The organism is Spirosoma panaciterrae DSM 21099, assembly GCF_000374025.1.
GTDB lineage: Bacteria > Bacteroidota > Bacteroidia > Cytophagales > Spirosomataceae > Spirosoma > Spirosoma panaciterrae.
The window spans coordinates 139,164-163,619 of sequence record NZ_KB893185.1; the positions used below are offsets into that span (position 1 = coordinate 139,164).

At 49.3% G+C, this 24,456-nt stretch carries 16 protein-coding genes; 9 read left to right on the forward strand and 7 right to left on the reverse strand.

Features of this window, described 5'->3' with window-relative positions:
- The first annotated feature begins 126 nt into the window (after positions 1-126).
- The 3 genes from B153_RS0116525 to B153_RS0116535 all read left to right on the forward strand — a co-directional run bounded on the left by B153_RS0116525 (position 127) and on the right by B153_RS0116535 (position 5,255).
- Positions 127-1,086 (forward strand): UTP--glucose-1-phosphate uridylyltransferase, encoded by a 960-nt coding sequence (locus tag B153_RS0116525; RefSeq protein ID WP_020597845.1) that lies wholly within the window; start codon positions 127-129, stop codon positions 1,084-1,086.
- Positions 1,087-1,146: 60 nt separating this feature from the next.
- Complete coding sequence (locus B153_RS0116530) at positions 1,147-4,491, forward strand: UTP--glucose-1-phosphate uridylyltransferase (RefSeq protein WP_020597846.1); 3,345 nt, start codon at positions 1,147-1,149, stop codon at positions 4,489-4,491.
- Positions 4,492-4,808: 317 nt separating this feature from the next.
- Positions 4,809-5,255 (forward strand): hypothetical protein, encoded by a 447-nt coding sequence (locus tag B153_RS0116535; RefSeq protein WP_026262219.1) that lies wholly within the window; start codon positions 4,809-4,811, stop codon positions 5,253-5,255.
- A 13-nt stretch (positions 5,256-5,268) separates the two neighbouring features.
- On the opposite strand, the gene B153_RS0116540 is transcribed toward B153_RS0116535, so the two are convergent.
- The 5 genes from B153_RS0116540 to B153_RS0116560 form a co-directional block, all read right to left on the reverse strand.
- Positions 5,269-5,664: a type II toxin-antitoxin system VapC family toxin gene (locus B153_RS0116540; RefSeq protein ID WP_020597848.1), complete on the reverse strand. Its 396-nt coding sequence runs from the start codon at positions 5,662-5,664 to the stop codon at positions 5,269-5,271.
- Positions 5,664-5,876, reverse strand: a complete 213-nt coding sequence (gene vapB, locus B153_RS0116545; protein ID WP_020597849.1) for a type II toxin-antitoxin system VapB family antitoxin — start codon at positions 5,874-5,876, stop codon at positions 5,664-5,666. The genes B153_RS0116540 and vapB overlap by 1 nt, the downstream gene beginning before the upstream one ends.
- A gap of 79 nt (positions 5,877-5,955) precedes the next feature.
- A complete protein-coding gene (locus tag B153_RS0116550; RefSeq protein ID WP_020597850.1) occupies positions 5,956-7,146 on the reverse strand; it encodes a DmpA family aminopeptidase in 1,191 nt (396 codons plus the stop codon).
- Positions 7,147-7,163: 17 nt separating this feature from the next.
- Positions 7,164-9,002, reverse strand: coding sequence for a glutamine--fructose-6-phosphate transaminase (isomerizing) (gene glmS / locus B153_RS0116555; protein WP_020597851.1), 1,839 nt, complete (start codon positions 9,000-9,002; stop codon positions 7,164-7,166).
- A gap of 165 nt (positions 9,003-9,167) precedes the next feature.
- On the reverse strand, positions 9,168-9,974 hold the full coding sequence (locus B153_RS0116560) for a glycogen/starch synthase (protein WP_020597852.1): 807 nt from the start codon (positions 9,972-9,974) through the stop codon (positions 9,168-9,170).
- A 155-nt stretch (positions 9,975-10,129) separates the two neighbouring features.
- Between B153_RS0116560 and panC the strand changes: the two genes are divergently transcribed.
- Positions 10,130-10,969, forward strand: coding sequence for a pantoate--beta-alanine ligase (gene panC, locus B153_RS0116565; RefSeq protein WP_026262220.1), 840 nt, complete (start codon positions 10,130-10,132; stop codon positions 10,967-10,969).
- A gap of 6 nt (positions 10,970-10,975) precedes the next feature.
- Here panC and B153_RS35330 read toward each other — a convergent pair whose 3' ends face one another.
- Positions 10,976-12,055: a M28 family peptidase gene (locus B153_RS35330; RefSeq protein WP_051097298.1), complete on the reverse strand. Its 1,080-nt coding sequence runs from the start codon at positions 12,053-12,055 to the stop codon at positions 10,976-10,978.
- A 65-nt stretch (positions 12,056-12,120) separates the two neighbouring features.
- On the reverse strand, positions 12,121-12,804 hold the full coding sequence (locus B153_RS0116575) for a M15 family metallopeptidase (protein ID WP_020597855.1): 684 nt from the start codon (positions 12,802-12,804) through the stop codon (positions 12,121-12,123).
- 136 nt (positions 12,805-12,940) lie between these two features.
- Here B153_RS0116575 and B153_RS0116580 point away from each other — a divergent pair, with 136 nt between their 5' ends.
- From B153_RS0116580 to B153_RS0116600, 5 genes are all read left to right on the forward strand, one after another.
- Positions 12,941-14,176: a nucleoside recognition domain-containing protein gene (locus B153_RS0116580; RefSeq protein WP_020597856.1), complete on the forward strand. Its 1,236-nt coding sequence runs from the start codon at positions 12,941-12,943 to the stop codon at positions 14,174-14,176.
- A 722-nt stretch (positions 14,177-14,898) separates the two neighbouring features.
- On the forward strand, positions 14,899-18,087 hold the full coding sequence (locus B153_RS0116585; RefSeq protein ID WP_020597857.1) for a SusC/RagA family TonB-linked outer membrane protein: 3,189 nt from the start codon (positions 14,899-14,901) through the stop codon (positions 18,085-18,087).
- A gap of 18 nt (positions 18,088-18,105) precedes the next feature.
- A complete protein-coding gene (locus tag B153_RS0116590; protein ID WP_020597858.1) occupies positions 18,106-19,584 on the forward strand; it encodes a RagB/SusD family nutrient uptake outer membrane protein in 1,479 nt (492 codons plus the stop codon).
- Positions 19,585-19,963: 379 nt separating this feature from the next.
- A complete protein-coding gene (locus B153_RS0116595) occupies positions 19,964-23,113 on the forward strand; it encodes a SusC/RagA family TonB-linked outer membrane protein (protein ID WP_020597859.1) in 3,150 nt (1,049 codons plus the stop codon).
- Positions 23,114-23,136: 23 nt separating this feature from the next.
- On the forward strand, positions 23,137-24,456 hold a 1,320-nt coding region (locus B153_RS0116600; RefSeq protein ID WP_020597860.1), incomplete at its 3' end, for a SusD/RagB family nutrient-binding outer membrane lipoprotein.

Below are 24,456 nucleotides of genomic sequence, written 5' to 3' on the forward strand. Positions count from 1 at the left end.
ACCTACCAGACCACCGCATTTTTCCGAACCAATCCAGTAATATCATGGCGCATAATAAATCTATAGGTATGCATCTTGGTTAAGTGATTCCTGTTCCTCTATCTTCGTTGGAAATACATCTATTACATGAAAATCAGAAAAGCCGTCATTACCGCAGCCGCACGCGGAGAACGTTTATACCCCGTTGCCGATACGATACAGAAAGCGATGCTGCCCATCATCGATACCGATGGGCTGCACAAACCCGTTATTCAGGCTATTGCTGAAGAGGCTTTTCTGAGCGGTATTGAAGAAATCTGCGTTGTATGTGCGCCCGGCGACGGTGATCGCTACATCAATGCGTTTACTTCCCTGCGCGATAACCTGATCAAATCCTACAAAAACGTTGACTGGGCTCAGGAAGAAGCCGACAAAATCGATACCCTCATCAGTCGGATTCGCTTTGCCGAACAGGCCGAACCACTGGGTTATGGGCACGCAGTTTATTGCGCCAAAGATTTTGTAGCCGATGAACCGTTTCTCCTCCTTCTCGGCGACTACCTGTACATCTCCAACCTGACCAGCAAACGATGCGCTACGCAGCTCATTGAACTTGCCATGCAGGAAAATTGCTCTGTATCGGCTGTTAATCCGACCATCGAGCACCAGATCGGGCGGTATGGCACCCTCACCGGCAAGCATGTTCCTGGTATGAATGGGGTGTACCAGATTGAGCGACTTATCGAAAAGCCCTCATTGAGTGTGGCCGAGCTTGAACTTCAAACACCTGGTCTGCGTGTGGGGTATTACCTCTGCTTCTTCGGTATGCATGTATTTACCCCTACGGTGTTCAGCCTGCTGGAAAAACAGCTCGCGCAGGGTAGCTCCAATACTCCGCTGACACCAGCCTTGCAGGAACTGGCCCATATCGAAAAATACCTGGCTCTGGAGGTGAAAGGCAATCGTTATGATCTGAGTGGTCGGCAGGGACTTTTACGGGCACAGATGGCCCTCGGTCTGGCAGGGGTGGCCCACGACGAAACGCTGACGTCGATGGTCGAGCTATTGGCCGAGGCTAATTCGCGAAAGGCACAACTTATTCGCTAACGAGCCGATAGCCGAATTCACTGATCCAAAGAAGCGCTATTCTGTTTAGCCGATATCAACATGAATATATTTATAGAAACCATTACGTCTACAGATCCTGCTATTCGTAATCGATCTTTTTTTGACCTAAGCCGAAATTTATCTGCCAATACCTTACTGAAGGCCCTGCGAGAACTGGACGCATTCCGCAAGTCGACATCGAACCTGTACGATAAAGTCAGAGCCATTCTTTTCCTATACGCCGGTTTCCGTTTCTTCCTGATGGAGACCAACGAAATTCCGGCGATTGGCAAAATTCCCTATGCTGGTTTCGACGACTTACTGTCGCGTCGGTTTGAACAGGCTATTGCCACGTTTTGGCAGGAATTGGATAAACAAGGGCCGAATGCAACTTTACTCAGTGCATTGGCCGATAGCTATCATCAACTGTCGTTTCAGACGCTGGCCGATCAGGTTCGGAAAAGCGTTCGTTCCAGCAAAGGCAATCAGTGGATGTTTCGGGTAGGGCATCAGGCTGAGCACCCGATCCGTATTCACCCCCGTTTGCTGCAACGCCCCGACAACTCCCTCTTCTACCCTATTCTGCACGAACAAACCTCCGTGCGGATGGACTTGACCCACAGCGGCTGGTCGGACATTTTCTTTCTGGGGATGGATTATCCGGAAGGAGCCCGCGTCATCAATATTTCCATCGATCTGGGGGTGTTCGGGCGGGATAAAGACATTCGTCCGCCACTGAATGGCTATGTGCGGGTCATTTCCGAGCCTGTTCTACGCCTGACCAGCGTCGATTTGAACACGACCAAAGATGTTCATGATCTCGATGATCTGTTCAATTTCGGGAACGATTACCTGAGCCTGGTCAAAGCGGGGGTTATTGCCTCGGGGCTGATTCCGCCTTCGTTCGAAGGAACGAATCAATCTCTGGCCGATATTCTGGCCCGGATTGTGGCACCGGGTATGGGGATCGAACTGGTCACGAAGGTGAACGACATTCCGAAAGGCTCCCGTTTTGCCGTATCGACCAACCTCCTGGGGTGCATTATCAGTCTGCTGATGCGGGCTACCTGCCAAACGCAAAGCCTGGAAGGTGGCTTGCAGGAAAGCGAACGGCGGCTGGTCGCTTCCCGAGCCATTCTGGGCGAATGGATTGGTGGCTCGGGCGGGGGCTGGCAGGATTCCGGTGGTGTATGGCCGGGTATCAAGGCGATTCAGGGTACATTCTCGCAGGAAGGCGATCCCGAGTTTAGTATCAGCCGGGGCACCTTACTACCCCGCCACCGGGTGTTGCAGGGCGACGACATCCATCCCGATATTCAGGAGAAAATTATGCACTCGCTGGTGCTGATGCACGGCGGTATGGCCTCCAACGTTGGGCCTATTCTGGAGATGGTTACCGAAAAGTACCTGCTCCGGGGTGATAATGAATGGAATGCCCGCCAGCAAACGAACCAGATTTTTGATAACATCCTGAGTGCCATTAAAGAAGGAGACATCAAAAAACTGGGCCAGAATACCGCCCGCAACTGGGCGTATCCAATCAAGACCATCATTCCCTGGGCGTCTACGTATTTCACGGAACAGATCATTGCCAAAGCGAAGAAACAGATCGGCGACGATTATTATGGGTTCCTGATGCTGGGCGGTATGTCGGGGGGCGGTATGGGGATGTTTGTTAATCCAGCCCATTACGAAGATTACAAAATGCAGGTGCTGGAGATGCTTCGGAAAACCAAAAACGAGCTTTCCGACTCGCTGCCCTTCGCCATGGAGCCGGTCGTATACAACTGGAGTATCAATAACAAAGGCACCTGGGCCAACCTGCTGGAAGGAAATCAGGCTATGATGCCCGAGCAATACTACGGTATTCAGGTGTCCGAGTTGGTCCGCAAAGATCCGAAGTCGATCCCCTACGTTCGCCGGGCAGAAATTGACTACTTTACCACCTATTGCGATCAGAATAACCTGGCCTATCCGCTGCTACGGACCATTGTCAGTAATTTATTTAAGGTATCGGACCCGACGTCGCAGGGCAACCGAAGCGTCGAAAACGAGAAAGCGGACCAGATCAAGAAAGAGAACGGGTTCGACTACATCCAGCACAACGAAATCCGGGAAGAACTGCAAAAAGGGCGTATTGGCTTATCGCGAAACCGATTGTCGGCCGAAACGACCATTGACGATGTGCTGCCGAACGATCTTGTTTCGCTCGAATCCCTAACATCGACCATCCAGACGGGCGAAGCGGCCATACGAGCGGGTAAAGTAGCGATTATGGGACTAGCCGCCGGGGTTGGCAGTCGATGGACCAAAGGAGCTGGGGTCATTAAGGCCATCAATCCGTTTGTCGAAATTGAGGGTGTGCATCGGAGCTTTCTGGAGATACACCTGGCCAAAACCCGTAAAGTAGCCGAACGATATAGGGCCCCTATTCCATACATCGTAGCCACGAGTTACCTGACCCATGAACCCATCCGAAAAAAGCTGGCGCAAACGGGTAATTTCGGTTATCAGGGGCCAACTTTCCTTTCGCCGGGCCGATCGATCGGGCAACGTTTTGTGCCGATGGAGCGGGATTTGCGGTTTTTGTGGGAAGATATGCCCCAGGAAACCCTGGACGAGAACAAACAGAAAGTTCGGGATGCGGTGCGCCAGTCGATGATTGCCTGGGCCAAATCGAAAGGAGAAGGCAGCGATTATGTCGATAATATTGCCGCGCAACGGTTTTCACCCCTGGGTCACTGGTACGAAGTCTCGAACCTGTTGCGTAATGGTGTGCTGGCAAAGCTTCTGGCCGAACATCCGCAGGTTGAAACGATCATGCTGCATAATATCGACACCCTCGGTGCCGACGTTAATCCGGCTGCGTTGGGTTATCACCTCGAATCGGGCAATGCGCTCACCTTTGAAGTGGTTCCCCGCCGTATCGAAGACCGAGGGGGTGGTCTGGCTCGGGTAAATGGGCAGCTACGGCTGTTGGAAGGACTGGCTCAACCGCGCGAAGAAGACGAGTTGAACCTGAGCTATTACAACACCAACACCACCTGGATTCAGGTCGATCCGTTGCTGCAGCTCTTTGGCCTTACCCGCGCCGATCTGCAAACCAGCGATGAGGCTCAGCTAGCCAAGGCGGTACGGAGCGTAGCCCACCGGATGCCGACCTACGTGACCATCAAAGATGTAAAATACCGCTGGGGACACGGACAGGAAGACATCTATCCGGTAGCTCAAATCGAAAAGCTCTGGAGCGATATGTCGGCCTTACCTGATGTGAAATGCGGGTATATTGACGTGCCGAGGTACCGGGGTCAGCAGATGAAAGACCCGGCTCAGCTAGACTCCTGGGTAACCGACGGCAGCAAGGACCATGTAGCCTCGTTATGCACCTTTGCTCCTGCTGAATGACAGAATCGCATGGGCGGCCCCAACGGATTTTTATGATGATTATGATTTAGTATAATCTGAACCTGTTTAAACTTTTGTTTCAATTGCTTTTGTCATCCCGACGCAGGAGGGATCTTCGGTAAATAGCCAATTTCCCTGCTCATGCCGAAGATCCCTCCTGCGTCGGGATGACAAAAAGCACGCATTACGACTCGATTAGGAAAAGTTTAAACAGCCTCTCTGTGTAAATCATAATCATCATAAAAATCCGTGGTCTATTTTAGGTAAAACTGTGTATCGATTGCTTTTAGGTAAAACCATGTATTGCTCACATACTCATGAGATTAACAACTACCTGTTTCCTACTCGCAACCATTCTAGTATCAGCCTGCTCTACCAAACAATCAGACACACCGCTTGTCGGCACCTGGGAGTTGGTTTCGGCCACAACAGTTGAAAAGGACTCCAGCTTTTCTACCTTCGATCCGACTCACAAAATGATCAAGATTATAAATCCGACCCATTTTGCGTTTCTCAATCACGCTATGAATCCACCGAAAGACTCAGCCAATCAGTTTTCGGCAGGCGGTGGAAGCTATACGCTGAAAGATAGTGTGTACACCGAAAATCTGGAATACTTTAGCGACAAGGCCTGGGAAAACCACAAATTCGAGTTTGTCGTCAAAATTTCAAATGATACGCTGATTCAGAAGGGAGTTGAAAAAATTGAAAAGCTCGGTATCGACCACATCATCATCGAAAAATATAAACGGGTCACAAAGTAGTAGCACTCGTTTACTACCATATCCAATCTACTTCATATTGGTAAATGTTACTATCTGCTGTGACCAATAAAAGATTTTCCACCACACTTTGCGCAATTAGTACTCGATCAAACGGGTCACGATGATGCAGATGATGCATAGGTAGTGTAAGCAATTGACGCGTATGTTGAAACGTAATTGGCAGTATTTCAAAGCCATTTTGGGCAAGTAGATTGAGTAAATTGTCATAGCCTGGCTCAAATGAAAGGCTTCCTAAGCGAATCTTGATTGCCATTTCCCAAAGGGAAGCAATGCTAACAAAGGAAACCGTAGTCGGATTTGCGATAAGTTGTCTCGCTTTTAGAGATAATTCCGTTTCATTCCCGTTCAGGAACCAGATAAGCGCATGCGTATCAATTAATAAGTTCATTATTGATAATCAGCAAACTCGTCCAGTTGAGTATCAAAATCTGGACGCATATGAAACTGGCCTTTAGCACTTCCAAAAACAGGAGTTTTACGCAAAGGCTGTTGCTCCTGGTCTTTTTTACGTGCAGTCAAAAACTCAACAAAATCATCTACTTCCTGCTGATAAACAGGGGACAATCTCTGATATTTCTGATAAAGTTGGAGGTAAGTCATTTTAGTACACAATCTTGTTGATTAACAGCTTATTCGTTCTATGCACGTTTCGCTTTACCCAGAATAGCTCACCCTATTACTACTTACTATTCAGTCGGTTATATTGTTTCAAGACCTTGCGGATCGTTTCGTGCGGTAACGCCGGGATAAAATTATCGTTAATACCAGTCATATCTTTGGCCGCTACCAGCGCATTTAGAATGGCTTCTTCGGTAGCCTGAGCGGTGGCCGTAAATAAAGGGTCAATTTGATCGTTCGTCAGCATCTCGACGGACTTTGTTTTGGCTTTACGATCGAATACACCAGGGTTGGCTGTTGAGAAAGCCAGGAATATATCGCCCGAACTATTGCCGCCTACACCCCCCATTTTTCCAATCCCTAGTGAGACCCGTTGGGCAATTCGTTTTAACTGATGGGGCAATAAAGGGGCATCCGTGGCCACAATAGCAATGATCGACCCACGCTCGTCGGATTGCTTCGCTTTCGGTTTGCCATAGATTTGTTCGCCATTGAGCTGCCAGGCCAATGTATCGAGCAACGCTCTCCCGACGGGCACACCGGCAATGGTCAACTGGGCCCGGCTCCCAAAATTAGCCTGCACCAATACTCCGACTGTGTACCCATTGGCCACCCTCGACGAGGTCCCTGTTCCTCCTTTAAATCCCAGACAAACCATGCCTGTTCCTCCGCCAACGGCCCCTTCAGAAACCGGACCACTCTTAGCTCCGTCGAGGGCAGCCATTACGTGTTCTTTCTTCACGTGGAAGCCATTGATGTCATTCAGCATCCCATCGTATGTTTCGGCAACGAGCGGGTATGAAAACCAGATATCGTTGCCCAGATCTTTGTAGAATTTGTTTTTGGCTTCCCAGGCCACGGCAGCGTCGCGGACCACGCCCACGCTATGCGTGTTGGTAATCAGAATAGGCGTTTCCAGAAAACCAGACTCAGTAATCCAGGTGGTACCCGTCATTTCGCCATTGCCATTGAGCGTGTGCCAATTGGCAAATACAGGGTCACAGGTTTTACCGCGCGGCAGAATAGCCGTAACCCCTGTACGAACGGGACCTTTACCCACGTCCAGCTTGCCATTTCCCGAAATCAGCGTCACCATACCTACCTCAACGCCCTTCACATCCGTTATGGCATTGTATCGCCCTGGTGTTCCATCGAGCGGAATCCCCAGATCACGGGCACGAGTAGGGGTTTGTGCATAGGCCAGCGTTCCCCCAGTCAACAGGTAAAACGCCAGAGCGATCTGTGTACGCATAGGAAGTCCGTTTAGCATTACTCCACCGTTACGGATTTGGCCAGATTACGTGGCTGGTCAACGTTGCGCCCCCGCATAACGGCAATGTCGTAAGCCAGCAATTGCAGAGGTACGACCGATACCAACGGCATCAGCACCTCATGGACTTTCGGGATTTCGATGGTAAAATCAACCATACCCGGCAGGTGCGTATCGCCCTCCGTCGTGATCGCAATAACCCGCCCTTTCCGCGCTTTGACTTCCTGAATGTTCGAGACCACTTTTTCGTACGATGAGTCTTTGGTCGCAATCACAACGACCGGCATATCTTCATCGATCAGCGCGATGGGGCCGTGCTTCATTTCGGCAGCCGGATACCCTTCGGCATGGATGTAGCTGATTTCTTTCAGTTTTAGCGCCCCTTCCAGTGCAACGGGGAAGTTCAGACCACGGCCCAGGTAGATAAAGTTGCGGGCGTAAGTAAAGATGTAAGCGATCTCTTTAATCTTATCGGCAGCCTGTAGCACTTTTTCTACCTTAGCCGGAATGCTTTCCATTTCGGCCAGCAATTGCCGGAACAATGAGTCGGAAATTGTGCCTTTCCGTTTTGCTGCGGCCAGCGCCATCAAGGTCAGAACCGTTACCTGCGCCGTAAACGCTTTGGTACTGGCCACACCGATTTCGGGCCCGGCATGGGTATAGGCCCCTGCATCCGTAGCCCGTGCGATCGACGAACCCACTACATTACAAACCCCAAAAATCGTAGCCCCTTTCGATTTGGCCAGTTCAATGGCCGCCAGCGTATCGGCCGTTTCGCCCGATTGCGAAATGGCGATGACAATATCGCCCTCTTTAATGATCGGATTACGATACCGAAATTCCGACGCATACTCTACCTCGACCGGAATTCGGGCCAGTTCTTCAAATATGTACTCAGCCACCAGCCCCGCATGCCACGACGTACCGCAACCGACAATGACAATTCGTTTCGATTTCGCCAGTTTATCCAGGTAGTCGCGCAAGCCACCCAGTTGCAGGGTTCCGGCATCGGCCTGTACGCGTCCGCGCATCGAGTCGGCAATGGAACGGGGCTGCTCAAAAATTTCCTTGAGCATGAAATGATCGAAACCACCTTTTTCGATAGCTTCGAGTTCAAGCTCTACTTTATGGACATAGGGCGTAGTAGTCGTGTTATCGAGCGTTACAACTTTCAGCTCACCATTTTTAATGACTGCGATTTCGTAATCGTTCAGGTAGATAACGTCTTTGGTATACTCCACAATCGGGGTAGCATCCGACGCCAGAAAGAACTCATTCTCACCAACGCCAATCACCAGGGGCGAACCTTTCCGGGCCGCAATCAATTGGGTTGGGTCCGTTTCACTCATGATCACAATGGCGTAAGCGCCTACCACTTCCTGTAGTGCCAACCGAACAGCATCTTCCAGGCTACCCCCGTTGTTTTCCCAAATATCCTCGATAAACTGGCCTAATACTTCGGTATCGGTTTCGCTGGTAAAGGTGTGGCCTTTTTTGAGCAACGCCTGCTTGATAGCCGCGTAGTTTTCAATAATTCCATTGTGAATAATGGCCAGCTTCCGGTGAAAGGAGTAATGTGGGTGCGCATTGACATCGTTAGGTTCTCCGTGGGTAGCCCAGCGCGTATGCCCCATGCCGATGGTGGCATGCGTTTCTTTGCCGTCCAGCTCCTGTTCCAGCGCTATTACTTTGCCTTTCTTCTTATAAATTTTTAACCCGTGCCCATTCATCAGAGCAACACCGGCACTATCGTAACCTCGATATTCCAGACGCTTCAGGCCTTTTATGACCAGTGGGCACGCTTCCCGGTGGCCAACATATGCTACAATTCCACACATAATTTCAGAAGCCGTTTTAGTTAACTAACGCACAAACTCTACGTAGCGGACATCCGCAGTACACGCTATATTCAGGAAGTAAAGTAAATGCAAAAAGCCGGACGTTCCGGCTTTTTGCATGATTGATTTCGCAATCGTTCAGAAAATAAGCGTTTTACCTGGCTATTAACCAGCCAGTTGGGTATACAGGTTGTAGTAGCGATCGGTTAGGTCATTGGCTTCAGCCAGGTCGAATTTATGCTCTGGCATATCATCCAGAATGGCATTGAGGCTTTCGCTCGACTCTTCATCGGCCCGAACTACTGCATCGGCATACGCACAGCCAATCCGAATAAATCCCTGAAAATCGGCAGTTTTCAGCTCGGCCAGCATTTCATCATCAATGTCCATCATACGGGCTTTTTCGATAATGTCGCCCTCGAACCGATGCTCAAACGAATTGTTGTAGACCGTAAAAACCGACTTCGTGTCTTTAAACATTGGGTCATTTTTATAGGTCGTTTTCAGATACAGCGGAATCAGGGCTGTCATCCAGTCGTTGCAATGAACGATGTCAGGCGCCCATCCCAGTTTTTTTACGGTTTCCAGAACCCCTTTGCAGAAGAAAATCGCCCGTTCGTCGTTATCATCATAGAATCGGTTTTCTTTATCGTGGAAAACATACTTTCGCTGGAAGTAATCTTCGTTATCGATAAAGTAAACCTGAAGCTTAGCCGTAGGGATCGATGCCACCTTGATGATCAGGGGCTTTTCGTCGTCGCCAACGGCAATGTTAATACCCGACAACCGAACTACCTCGTGCAACCTGTTTTTCCGCTCATTGATCAATCCAAACCGGGGCACCAGAATTCTGATTTCCATTCCCCGCTCCTGCATGGCTTGTGGCAGCTTGCGAACAAAGTCGGCAACCTCAGAAGTTTTTAAGAAAGGATTGATTTCACTAGCGACATAAAGGATGCGTAATTTGCTCATAATCGGGAAGCGTGTGTTGTCTTGAGAGAATCAAAAAACTTGCAAAATTAAACAAATTTTTCCCGTATTTCAATACATTTTCCCTTAAAAAAGATACGTATTTGCTTAAAAAAGAGACGAAACCTGTATCATTGCAGGCTCAAAAAATTAGCCTCATGAAACGTTTTGAAAAAGCCGATACCATTCGTCAATACCTGCATACCTTCCGTACAGAAAGCACCATTGGCTTTGTTCCAACCATGGGTGCTCTCCACGAAGGGCATCTGGCCCTGATCGAAACAGCCCGTCGCGAAAATGACGTTGTCGTGAGCAGTATCTTTGTCAATCCGGTACAATTCAATAACCCTGACGATCTGGCCCGCTACCCGCGAACGCTCGAAGAAGATTGTCAGAAACTCGAAGCGGCTGGCTGCGATGTCGTATTTGCGCCCTCCGTCGACGAAATGTATCCAACTCCCCCTACCCTGCATCTGAATTTCGGCTCGCTGGAGACCGTTATGGAGGGCGCTTTTCGGCCTGGTCATTTCAATGGCGTTGGTATTGTGGTGGCCAAACTCTTCAACATCGTTCAGCCTGACCGAGCCTATTTTGGCCAGAAAGACCTCCAGCAAGTGGGCGTTATCCGGCAACTCATCCGCGACTTAAGCTTCCCTGTCGAACTGATCCGCTGCCCTATTATACGCGAAACCGACGGGCTGGCCATGTCGTCGCGAAACCGTAATCTGACTGCTGCCGAACGTGAACAGGCCCCAGCCCTCTTTCAGGCGCTGACGCTCGCCCACGATTGTCTGCTTGACGAACAGAGTGTTACCCAGACCAAAGCAGTAGTTACAGACTTTTTCAATGAAAAGCCCGAGTTTCGGCTGGAGTATATAGACATTGTGAATGCCAACACGCTTCAGCCTACCGATTATGTGCTGGCCCCCGGCCAAACAGCGATTTGTCTGGCGGCTCATCTAGGTAAAGTTCGCCTGATCGATAATCTGGTATTTTAATAGCGTTTATTTAGCCTCCTCATTGGCAACCAGCCAGGCCGTCTGAAACACCAGCGTTGCCCGTTTTTGCAGCAATTCGTAATCAATTTTATCGGCTGTATCGGAAGGCTGGTGATAGTCGGAATGCTCACCATCTGAGAAAAACAGGGCTGGAATACCCACCTTAACGAAGTTGTAATGATCGGACCGATAGAAATATTGTTTAGGGTCTGAGTCTGTGTCATAGCCTCCATCATTTAAAGCCAGATGCACCGATTGATCGTTGGCCCGGCTGGCTAAAGAGGCCAGTCCATTCATCTGGCTCCCCGTAATCAGATAGCAGTAGTTGGGCTTCTTACTGTGATAATCGTCAGCCCGGCCAACCATGTCTACATTAAGATCACAGATGAGCTGGTGGAGTGGGATAGGACTATTGGCAACAAAGTATTGCGACCCTAACAAGCCCCCTTCTTCGCCCGAAAAAAGCAGGAATAAAATACTTCGTCGGGGCCGCACTCCCTGACGGGCCAGACTATCGAAAACCGATGCTACACTCAAAATGGTAGCTGTACCCGATGCATTATCATCGGCACCGTGATAAATACGCTTTCCAACTTTCCCCAGATGATCGTAATGCGCTGATAGAACGACCACCTCCTGTTTTAAGTCCGTTCCCATAAGCAGCCCCCCTACGTTATGGCTGAGCGATACATGGCTACTATCTCTGGCAGTGACAGGCAAAGGGGCTAACTCATGTCGTTTATAAGTTGGTTTCCCATTCATCCGTACACCTCCATACAGAGTAACCTCGGTCGTTGTAAAGGCAAACGTCTGCCGGAAGGAACCCTGTACCGAATCGATTCGAAAAGCGGCTAGCAGATGGCTTTGCCTGAATGAGCGGGCACAATAAATAGACGCCTGTTGCTGCCCGATAGTACCCGTTTCGCGCCCCTGTAAACTGTCGGAAGCCAGCATAAAAACGTGCTTCCGCAACCAGTCGGCCGGCACTACCATGTGTGAAACATCCACTTGAGCAATCAATGGACGATTTACTCCCAGCAACAGGCTAAGAAAGCAATAGGTAAGCTTCGAACTGAGTAAACGCATAGCGAAAATTGTATGATGTGACTACCGCCCCTATAGACGTACAGCCATCACGAGCGTTACACGTTTCAGTCTACAATACGAAACACCATTTTTGCTTTCTCCCGAGAGAGGGCGTTAAAATGCCACCACTCGTACTCAATAGGTGTGAAACCACCCTGGCGCATGGCCGTTCGCAGAATGAGCCGATTATCAAGTTGTTTTTGGGTCAATTTCCCACTTTTCAACAGACTAGCCTCTCGGGAAGGATAGGCTAGTTCACCAAAGAAATCATATTTGGTACCCATATCCAGCGGCTTCCCATCGGCTGTAGCCACCGTCAAATCGACCGCACAGCCATAGTTATGGATAGACCCCTGACGTGGGTCGGCAACGTATTTTCGTCGTTCACGTTCTGGCAAATCGGGCAGAGCGTTCCAAAGATTCCATTGGGCCGAACGGGGCCGGGCGGCATCATACACCAGCAACCGCAAATTGGGATGATGCGCCTGCAAGTATTTACTAGCCATTGCCAGTTTGCGGGCAGCCATGGGTTGCATATACGCCCGCGTAAGGTCGCCATATACATCTTTCCCAACGAAATTATCCGTCGTTGAATACTTGAGTTCGACCAGAATCGTTGGGTCAATGGTTTGCACATCCACCAACCCCTGTTTGATCATGGCCGCTTCGAAGGGCTGGGCAAGAGCCGGAAAAAGAGCGAAAGCGGGAACGAGTGAAAGAGCGATGATGCAGAAGACAATTTTCCTCATGTTATCCGAACATCAGACTTGGTTTGAGCCAAATGTTCGTGTAAACTTACAGGGTTCTATTTAAACGCCGAGTACAACGAGTGAAATAACCAACGTTTGCTCATTCGCTCTTTTACTCTTTCGCTCTTAATTTCGGATGGCTCTTAATTACATTTGGGTTGCTTTTTTCGTGATCGCTTTTCTGGTGGCTTTAGCCAAGCTCATTTTCCTGGGCGACACCGAAATCTTCAAAATTATTGTTGAAGGGTTGTTCGACTCATCGAAAGTGGCGGTTATGGATATTGCGCTTCCACTGGCGGGTGTCATGACGTTCTTTCTGGGACTACTGAATATTGGTGAGAAAGCGGGAGCGATCAACTTTATGGCGCGCATTATTGGCCCTTTTTTTCATAAACTATTTCCTGAAGTTCCGAAAGACCATCCGGCTAATGGGCAGATGATTATGAATTTCTCGGCCAACATGATTGGACTGGATAATGCAGCTACTCCCTTTGGCCTGAAGGCCATGGCCAGCCTGCAGGAGTTGAACCCCAACAAAGACACAGCTTCCAATGCCCAGATCATGTTTCTGGTGCTGCATACATCAGGGCTCCAGATCATTCCGCTGAGTATCATGGCGCAACGGGCTATTCTGGGAGCTAAAGACCCGTCGGATGTTTTTATTCCCTGCGTAATTGGTACCTACGTGACCACAGTGGTAGCCCTGGTGGCCGTAGCCATCAAGCAGCGTATCAACTTGCTCAATGCAACGGTTCTGGGTTGGCTGGGCGGCATTACGACACTGATCGGATTAGCCCTGTGGGCCCTGTCTGGTCGCCCAAAAGAAGAGATTGAAACCATATCCAAGGTGTTTGGCAATCTGGTCCTGCTGGCTATAATCGTAGCCTTTCTGCTGGGTGCCCTCCGGCGAAAAGTGCCAATTTTCGAAACCTTTATAGAAGGCGCCAAAGGCGGATTTGAAACAACCGTAAAAATTATCCCCTATCTGGTGGGCATGCTGGTCGCCATTGGGGCTTTCCGGAATGCAGGCGCAATGGACTACCTCGTAGGCGGCTTAGAGTATCTATTCTCACTTACGGGTCTGAATACCGACTTCACCGATGCGCTGCCGGTTGCATTGATGAAGCCACTTAGTGGAGCCGGTGCCCGTGCACTGATGATCGACGCCATGAAGCAATTTGGCCCCGATTCATTTGTCGGGCGTCTGGTCTGTATTTTCCAGGGGTCGGCCGACACTACCTTTTACATCGTGGCACTCTACTTCGGCTCGGTAGGCATTCGAAACTCACGTCATGCCATTCCATATGGCCTTTTTGCCGATTTGGTTGGTGTCATTGCGGGCATTGCCCTGGGTTATTTCTTCTTTCACTAACCTATCCGTAGCTGGCGTAGTTTATTTCTGAGTATTTCTCCCTATCCTCAGAATGTCCATTTACTGCGTCAGCAGCAAATATAACTTTTCAAGGATACAACCTCTGTCGGATCAGATAATCCCGTTTTTACTTACTAGTAAGTACTTCAACGTAAAGTACAATAATAAATGTTATTACAATTAATTTCAGAAATATCGTGTTAAGCCATACTTTATGGCAATAAATCATATGAATACAAATACGTTTTAAAGAAAATTGCCTTTAAAACAAAATATTATTCTTCGCCTTAGCGCGTATTTTTATACTTATTCATTAAGTAGTATTACTTTTTAGATCTTCATAGGCTTTACTTAGCTGTAACCCGATTGATTGCCTTTTTAAACCTGGCTCTACCGATTCAAGCTACGTAAATGACGAAATGCATGTATACCCATGGTGACAAATCTGTATCTCCCTCAAACAGTGCTAGTTATTTTAACGAATACGTATAAAATCATGGAATAGTTAAAAGAATGTTAATCGAACAATACACATTTTTTAAAATTCATAACAATCCAGCAGAATTATTAAAAAATCTATACCAATCAAAACTCCAGCAGAGAGCCATTATTAGAATATTACAAAATTTCTTAACCGAAGGATAGTAGCAATTTGTATTCGGCACATTAACTTTGTTCGCCAATTTATTGGACGTTTAATATTATTTAATCTCTACTAACAAATGCGGAAAATTTTATTTGGAAGTTGGATGCTTACGTTATTGTTCTGTCTACCCGGTTTTGCACAGGATATAACCGTAAGCGGCCAAGTCACTTCATCAGATGACGGGTCGCTTCTGCCAGGAGTGACTGTACAGGTAAAAGGTAGCAATCGGGGTACAAACACCGACGCTCAGGGCAATTACCGCCTGACGGCCTCTGCCAATAGCACATTAGTATTTAGCTTTATTGGCTATACGGCGCAGGAGGTTCCGGTCAACAATCGGTCTGTGGTCAATGTTCTGCTAAAGGGCGATACCCAGCAGCTTAGTGAAGTGGTTGTTATTGGATACGGTACGCAGAGCCGCCAGGATGCTACCGGAAGTATTTCTTCCGTAAAAGGGTCGACAATCGCCCAAATGCCTATCCAAAGCTTTGAATCAGGCTTGGCAGGTCGGTCGGCAGGGGTACAGATTACGGTTCCGAACGGCGTATTGAACAACCCACCCGTGTTTCGAATTCGGGGTACAAACTCGATTTCACTTAGCTCTTATCCGCTGATCGTGGTAGATGGTGTTCCTACGTTCACGGGCGATCAGGGAAGTACCAATGCTCCATCGAACCCGCTGGCGAGTATCAACCCCAACGACATCGAAAGCATGGATGTTGCCAAGGATGCAGCCGCTACCGCCATCTATGGTAGTCGTGCCGCCAATGGTGTCGTCTTTATTACCACCAAACGGGGTAAGTCGGGTAAAGTTCGGGTCAATTACGATGGCTGGTTAGGTTTTTCCAACACGTATCGTCTACCCGACATGTTGAATGCCAGCCAATACATTTCGTTCAAAACCCAGGCAGCTGCCAACAACCCAAGTGCTTCGGCCGTAAAATTCACCCAGACGAATGACGCCAATGGTAATCCGATCGATACCCGCTGGTACGATTACATCTATCGGCAGGGGGTATCGCATAGCCACAGTGTGAACGTTTCGGGTGGTAGCGAAAACACGAACTACTATTTTTCGGTAGGGTATACCAATCAGAAAGGCGTACTGAACAAGAACGACTTCGGTCGTATGAACGCCCTGTTCAATGTTGATAGCAAGCTGAGCAAGTTGTTTACCATTGGTGGCAAAATCGCCGTTTCGAACGAGAAAAACCTGTCGGCTGGTACATCCGGTTCGTTGAACGGAGAAGCCTTTAATACCGCCGGTTTAGGTCGTGTAGGTCTGGTACTGCCTCCAATCCTGTCGCCCTACAATAACGATGGAACGTATAACCTAAACGGTTCGGCTATCGGTATTGCCAATAACATTGTGGGTACGTCGGTTTCGTATCCAAACCCGCTGCCGATGCTGGATCAGAACCGATCGAACACGGAAAACAACCACATTCAATCGAACGCGTATATTCAGTTCAAACCCCTTGACTGGATTACCCTGCGGAGTACGTACGGTATCGACTACCTGCTGGTCGACAACGACCTGTTCCAGTCGCCCCAGTCGAGTGATGGATACAGCTCAACGGGTAATGCCACCAGCAACTTCCGCAAACTGAAAACGTGGTTATGGACCAATACGGCTCAGTTTGAGAAAACGTTCGGTGGAGCGCACAACTTTAACTTACTGATAGGCCAGGAACAACAACGGACCACAACCCTGGGTTACGGGATCAACCGTCAGAACTTGTCCGATCCTAACTACACCGTAATTCAGGCTGGTTATACCGTAAACAACCCATCCAGCATGGCCTACGGCGAAAACTACCTGCTATCGGGCTTTGGTCGTTTGAACTATAACTACAAAGAGAAATACTTCCTGAGTGGTAACGTACGTCAGGACGAGTACTCAGCACTGGGTGAGAAAAAAGGGGTTTTCTACGGCGTTTCGGCAGGCTGGGAAATTGCCCAGGAGAACTTCTGGAAATCGGCTTCGCTGGATAATATTTTCAGCAGCTTCAAAATCCGGGGTAGCTATGGTAAAGTGGGGAACATCGGTGGTATTAACGACTACTCGCCTTATTCGCTGTATGCATCTGGTTTATATGGTGGTGCGGCTACACTGGCCTTCAACGTGGTTGGTAACCCAGCCCTGAAATGGGAAACAAGCACCAAAACCGATGTAGGTATTACGTTTGGTTTATTGAACAACCGGATTTCGGGCGAAGTGGCTTACTACAAAAATGACATTAACAACCTGATTCTGAACGTAGCGCAGGCTCCGTCTACGGGTATTCCAGGTACGCTGTCAGGGGTTGCCTTTCCTCCGCAGAACGTAGGTACGATGTACAACAAAGGGTTAGAGCTTTCGCTTAATGCCCGTATCATCAATACCAAAGACTTCCAGTGGAGTTCGAACTTCAATATCACCTTCAACAAAAACGAAGTAACGGCCCTGGCTCCAGGTCTGAGCGTTCTGCAAACCGGCACATCGAGCCTGGAAACGGTAAACCAAACGCAGCCAGGGTATTCGCTGGGTTACTTATGGGTAGTAAGAACCAATGGCGTTGATCCGGCTACGGGTAAACGAATCTTTGTCAATTCGGCTGGTCAGAACGTGTATTATCAGTTCTATGCCCCTACGGGTGAATTCAACTATTCGACCACGCCCGATGGCAAAACCAGATATGTAAGCCCAACGGGCGGAAGCACCATCACACAGGCTACCGACGGAGTCATGTATGCGAACGTAGTGCCTAAGCAGTATGGTGGCTGGGATAACAACTTCAAATACAAAAACTTCGACCTGGGCGTTCTGCTCACGTATCAGTTAGGCTTCTCGGTTTACTACGGTACCAACGCGGGTCTGCACGATCAACGGTTCTGGAACAATGCAACCGATGTACTGACCGATGCCTGGCAGAAAGAAGGCGATACGGGCAAAAAATACGCAAAGCCTGTCTTTAACGACAATACGTCCAATGGTTCGGCATTCCCGCTGGACATCAACGTATTCAAAGGCGACTTCCTGAAAGTTCGGTCAATTACGTTCGGTTATACCTTACCCAACAACCTGCTGTCGAAAGTTAAAATGAGCAACCTGCGCCTGTATGTGAGCGGTCAGAACCTGGCCGTTCTAACGAAATACCCGGGCCCCGATCCAGAAGTATCGTCAAACGGAGCTTCCACATCAGGGAACAGTGCCCAGGGTGTCGACAGAAATACAATTGGTAATGCTCGCACGATCACTTTTGGTATCAGAGCCGGATTCTAATTCAAGCTTAAGAAACACATGAAACGTTATTTCAACTATATAGCCGTTGTTTGTCTGACGCTAGTAGGAGCCAGTTCCTGTAATCGGGATCTGCTTACCCCAATTCCGCAGACATCCGTATCCGACGCATCCGCTTTCAGCACCACGACCCGAGTACAAACTCAGCTTCTGTCGCTGTACGGCGCTTTAAAAGATGGTAACTTCTACGGTGGTCGTTATGTCATCTATGGCGACATCCGGGGTGAAGAATTTATCAACGAAACCTCTAACCTCGTTACCGGGTCCGATGTTTGGGGCTTAAATGCGACCAACAGTGCTACGGCCGTCGTAAACCTGTGGTATTTTGCCTATCTGGCCATCAATAAGTGTAACATCTTCCTGGATGGTATGGCCGCTGGTGGGTCGAATGTAGTTGGCGCTGATGTTGCAGCTAAGTACATTGCCGAAGCCAAGTTGATCCGGGCATTGAGCTATTACAGCCTGCTTCAATATTATGCCCGGCCGTTTGCGGATGGCAACGGAAGCAAGCCAGGTGTTCCCCTTCGTCTGAATGGTATCAAGGGAGTCGGTCAGTCGGATCTGGCCCGTAGTTCAGTTGCGGATGTATATGCGCAAGTATTGAAAGACCTGAACGAGGCTGAAGCCGGTCTGCCTTCTACATACACTGCGGCTTCCGACAACGTTACCCGCGCGCACAAAAATACAGCCATCGCTTTGAAAACACGGGTATATCTGAGCATGCAAAACTACGCGTCGGTTATTTCGGAAGCGAATAAAATTGTAAGCGCAACGGCCCCGTTTAAGGCCCCGACGGGTGTAGCGAATCAGCTAGTATCTGATGTTACTACCCTTTTTAGCACCTACGTGAACTCCGAATCGATCTTCTCGATGCCAATGACGTCGACATCGGGCGATTTTCCAGGTACGCAAAACCAGTTGGCCTACTACTTCTCGCCAAACACGGCAAATGGTGGTGTAGGTAACGGTGAATACTCACTCAATGCCAAGGGGATTATTGCGGAACCAACCTGGACAGCTACCGACAAACGGCGTTCGTTCATTAAGCAATCAGGTACGGGCGCTAACCTCAAAAACTGGTTGGTTAAATACAAAGCGCCAAGCCCTTATACGGATTATGTTCCGGTAATACGTTACGCAGAAGTCCTGTTGAATCTGGCCGAAGCAAAAGTTCGGAGCACCAACACGGTCGACGCCCAAGCAGTTGCCCTATTGAATGCCGTTCGGAATCGCTCAGACGCAGCTACCACCTTTACAGCCGCAAACTTCGCAACTTCTGCCGATCTGATCAATGGGATCTTATTGGAACGCCGGATTGAATTCCTGGGTGAAGGCTTACGGAACAACGATTTGATGCGGTTGCTCCAGACGATTCCTGCCAAAGGAACCGTTGCAGCCAAAACGGCTGCTGAACCTAATTACATCTGGCCTATTTCGGCTTCTGAATTAGCCCTGAATAAACTGGCTACGGACAACTAGTCGTATTTATTCTATAAGCACATAGGCGGCTATCCTGGTTAGGGTAGCCGCCTTTTTTTTCCGACTCTATTGGCGAACTCTCCCCCAGCAAACCATCGGAATAAAGTCAGGGCATTTTTGATTCAACAGACGTACACACGGCTGACCGGGTAGTCATCATTTTTTTTCGCCAATTTTTGTACAAATCCCAGTTCAGGTGCAACGTATCCAGCGGAATCATGTCTTTAAAGATTTAGGTAAAATCAATCAAAAAAACACTTCGATTACGACCTCATTACTGTAAAAAAAAGTGGCAGCCATTTATCTACTACTTGAAAAACAGGCAGTATATTTGTTCCCATTTTTGACTATTTTAATATCAATTAATCTCTACTCACAAATGCGGAAAATTCTATTGGGAAGCTGGTTGCTTTCGTTATTGTTCTGTTTGCCCCTTATGGCGCAGGACATTACCGTGAGCGGCCGCGTCACTTCATCAGATGACGGTTCCACCTTACCCGGCGTGAGCGTTCAGGTAAAAGGAACAACTAAAGGTACTACAACCGACGCCAACGGACGTTACCAAATCAGTGTACCGGCTTCAGCCCGGCTTATTTTCAGCTTCATTGGTTATACCAGCCAGGATCTGGCTGTCGGCAATCAAACAACCCTCAATGTTGCGCTGGTGGCTGGCTCTCAGTCGCTCGACGAGATCGTCGTAACGGCTCAGGGGATTGAACGCGACAAACGATCGCTGGGCTATGCTACCCAGGAAGTAGGTGGAAACATTCTGGCTCAGCGCTCAGAACCAAACCTGCTCAATGCGCTTCAGGGCAAAGTATCGGGTGTCCAGATCAATACCCAAAGTGGTGCTCCCGGCGCGTCGACCAACATCAACATTCGCGGGATAACCTCGTTCAATGGATCGAACCAACCGCTGATCGTGGTGGATGGTATCATCTTCAGCAACGATGTAAACAACACGCAGAACACGCTGTTTGGATCACAACCTTCGAACCGTCTGGCCGATGTCAACCCCGAAAGCATTGAATCGGTCAACATTCTGAAAGGACCAGCCGCTGCCGTACTGTATGGTTCGCGTGCATCGGCCGGCGCTATTGTCATTACGACCAAGTCGGGCCGTAACAACAACAACAAAACGGAAGTGACGGTAAATTCGTCGTACAACGTCCAGAACGTATACGGAATTCCTAAATTCCAGAACGACTACGGTCAGGGAGCGAACAACCTGTTCAACTCGACATCGACGAACTCCTGGGGCCCGCCTTTTGCCGGAGGTCCAACGTCGGTAACCAATACGCAAGGTAACACGGTGCCCTATCAGGCCTATCCCAACAACGTAAAAGACTTTTACCGTCAGGGGATGATCCTGCAAAACTCGGTCAATATTGCTTCGGGCGATGCAAACCGGAATTACATCCTGGCCATTGGCAATACCCTGCAGAACGGGATTGTACAAAACACGAAGTTCAACCGGACAAACGTTCAGTTGGGTGGTGAAACACGACTGCAGAATGGCCTCCGTATCAGCGCCCAGGGTAACTACGTACAGACCGTTTCGGTAGGTATTCCGGGTGGTAACGGAGCCAGTGCGTTCGGGCAGATTACCCGTATCCCACGCAGTTACGATTTGGCCAATGAGCCGTATCAGGATGCCAATGGCAAGAGTGTTTACTTTACGCCAAGTACCAACAACCCGCAGTGGAGCGTAAATAACGAAAAGCTGGACGGACAGGTTGATCGTTTCTTTGGAAACTTCCAGGTAAGCTATGACATTACCAAATGGTTGAACGTAGCGTACCGGGTTACGGGTGATACCTACGCTGACCGCCGGAAACTGACGCTGCCTATCGGTGCCGGACGTGCTCCGCTGGGTGAAGTACAACAGGATAACTTCTTCCGTAGCGAGCTTAATGGCGACCTGCTGATTTCGGCTCGTAAAGACAATCTGTTCATTGATGGTCTGAACGCCAACCTGTTGCTGGGCAACAATATCAACCAGCGCAAATCGCAGGAGCTTTATACCGATGCCGCTTCTCTGACAATTCCAGGCTTCTACAATGTCAGCAATGGTACCGTATTTACAGGTAGCGGAGAAACCAGTACGCTCCGTCGACTGGTAGGGTACTACGGTCAGTTGTCGTTAAATTACAACAACTACCTGTTTGTCGAACTGTCTGGCCGGGCCGACCAATCGTCGACGCTGCCCCAGGCAAACAATACTTACTTCTACCCATCGGCAGCCGTAAGTTTTGTTCCGACCGACGCTTTCAAGCTTAACTCCGACATTCTGTCGTATGCGAAAGTACGGGCTAGTCTTGCTCGTGTAGGTCGTGATGCTGATCCATACCTGCTCAACTCGGTGTATGTGTCGCAATCGTATGGCAACAACGTAGCCAGTATCACCTTCCCGCTGTCGATTGCCGGGGCCAATATTCCTGGTTTCGGGGTTAGCTCACGAATCGGTAACAACAACCTGACGCCTGAGTTTGTGACCTCGTGGGAAGTAGGTGCCAACCTGGGCTTCTTCAAGAATCGACTCAGCATTGATGCTACGTACTTCGAATCCCGCAGTACGGATCAGATCTTCAACGTAGCGATCTCCAACTCAACGGGCTATAGCACCCGGACGACCAACGTTGGGGAATTGCAAAACAAGGGGGTTGAATTGGTGGTCAATGCAACGCCTGTACGGGTGAGCGGTTTCAAATGGGATCTGACCCTGAACTACACCCTGATTCGGAACAAAGTCGTTTCGATTGCTCCCGGTGTGAAATCGGCCAACATTACGGGGAACTCGTTCACGGGTATTGCTCCTTCCATTTACGAAGGGTATCCCTACGGTGTTATTGTGGGTACCGCCAATGCGCGTGTACAAAGCACCGATCCTAATGGACAGTATTACGATCCAAGCGGGCAGTTTGCTGGTCAGTATGTCGTGAATGGAACAACAGGTGCCTTTGCTCCTGGCGTGCCTAACGCGGTTATTTCAACGCCACAGCCTAACTATACGGCCGGTCTGACCAACACCTTCTCCTACAAAGGCATTTCGTTGTCGGTACTGATCGATACACGCCAGGGTGGCCAGATTTACTCGTTCCCAATGGTCGACTATAAGAATACGGGTGCTCTGTATGTAACCGGCCTTGACCGCGATCAACCTCGAATTTTGCCAGGTGTTATTCAAAACGCTGATGGAACCTTCCGCCAGAACAACATCCAGGTACCTGCTCAAACGTATTGGGGAAATGTAGGTGGTCTGGCTTCAGAAGCTGCTGTATTCGATGCCACCGTTTACCGTCTGCGCGAAATCGCCCTGAACTATACGCTGCCGAAAAACTGGATTGGCAAAACCCCATTTGGCTCGATCTCGGTGGGTGTTAGTGGTCGTAACCTGTACTACTACGCACCCAACTTCCCGGCTGATCCTGAAATCAACACACAGGGTGCTGGTAACATCCAGGGGCTTGACCTGAACGGCCCGCCAAATACCCGCAACTTCGGCGGAAACATTCGGCTCACGTTCTAATCAACTTATTCTTCCTTTAAGTCATGAAATTCATCAATTATAAACGCTACCTGTTAATACCCTTTTTGTTGGGTATGGGCGCTTGTAGCAAATATCTGGACGTTAACGTCACGCCCAACAACCCAACATCGGTTACCCCCGCCGTATTATTGCCGGGTGCTCAGGCGGGGACTGCCTTTTCTAACGCCAACGAACTGAACCGTTTTGCGGAAGTATTGGTGCAACATTTGGCAGGTGCCGCAAACAGCCCCTCTACCTACGATGTATTCCAAACCAACGGAGCCGATTTTGGGAACCAATGGACTGGAGAAATCTACGGTGGCGCCCTGGTCAACTATCAGAAACTAATCGAGCTGGGTGATGCGACCGGTTCAAAAGCGTACAGCGGCATTGCTAAAATTCTGAAGGCCTATACCTTCTCAATTGCAACCGACGTTTGGGGCGATGTTCCATATTCGCAGGCTCTGCTGGGTGAAAAATTCCTTACTCCCCGTCTCGACAAACAGGAGGATATTTACAAAGGGAACTCGTCGCAGGGGATTCAGAGTCTGTTCGATCTGGTACGCGAAGGCATTAAAGATCTGGACTCGCCATCAGCGCTGAAACCCGGAACTGACGATGTCATTTATGGGGGTAATCTGACCAAGTGGAAGCAGGCAGGAAACACGCTGCTGCTCAAATTCGCTACGACCATCAGCCGGAAAGAACCCGCTCTGGCCACCAGCGTCATCAACGAAGTACTGACGGGCAATAATTACATCACGGCCAACGCCAACGACATGAACTTCACATTTGGAGCCAGTGTCGGTAGCCAGGACCCTCGGTATACATACTCGTTTATTAGCTCGTTCCAGAACGACATTATTCTGAGTACGCGGTATCTGAACCTGCTGACCAGCCTGAACGATCCGCGTTTGCCCATCTTCTTCACCAAACCCGGTGCCAACTATGTCACGATCGACAACGGATTCCGGGGTACGCTGCCAACACCTGTAGCAAACTGGTCGCGGTACAATAAGTATGTAACGGGTAACTCGGGTGAAGGTCCTGTTCGGTTAGTAACGAATTTCCAACGGGCATTCATTCTGGCCGAAGCCGCCCTGCGTCTGGGTACACCCGGCGATCCACAGGCCCTCTACACCGAAGGCATCACCGCGTCGATGACCCTGGCCGGACTCTCCGCCGATCAGATCAAAGCCTATCTGACTGCCAACCCAACCGTGGCCACCCTGTCGGGTACCAATGAGGAAAAAATCGCCCAGATCATCACTCAGAAGTACATCGCCTGGACCGGAAACGGCCTGGAAGCCTGGAACGACTACCGCCGGACCGGATACCCCGCC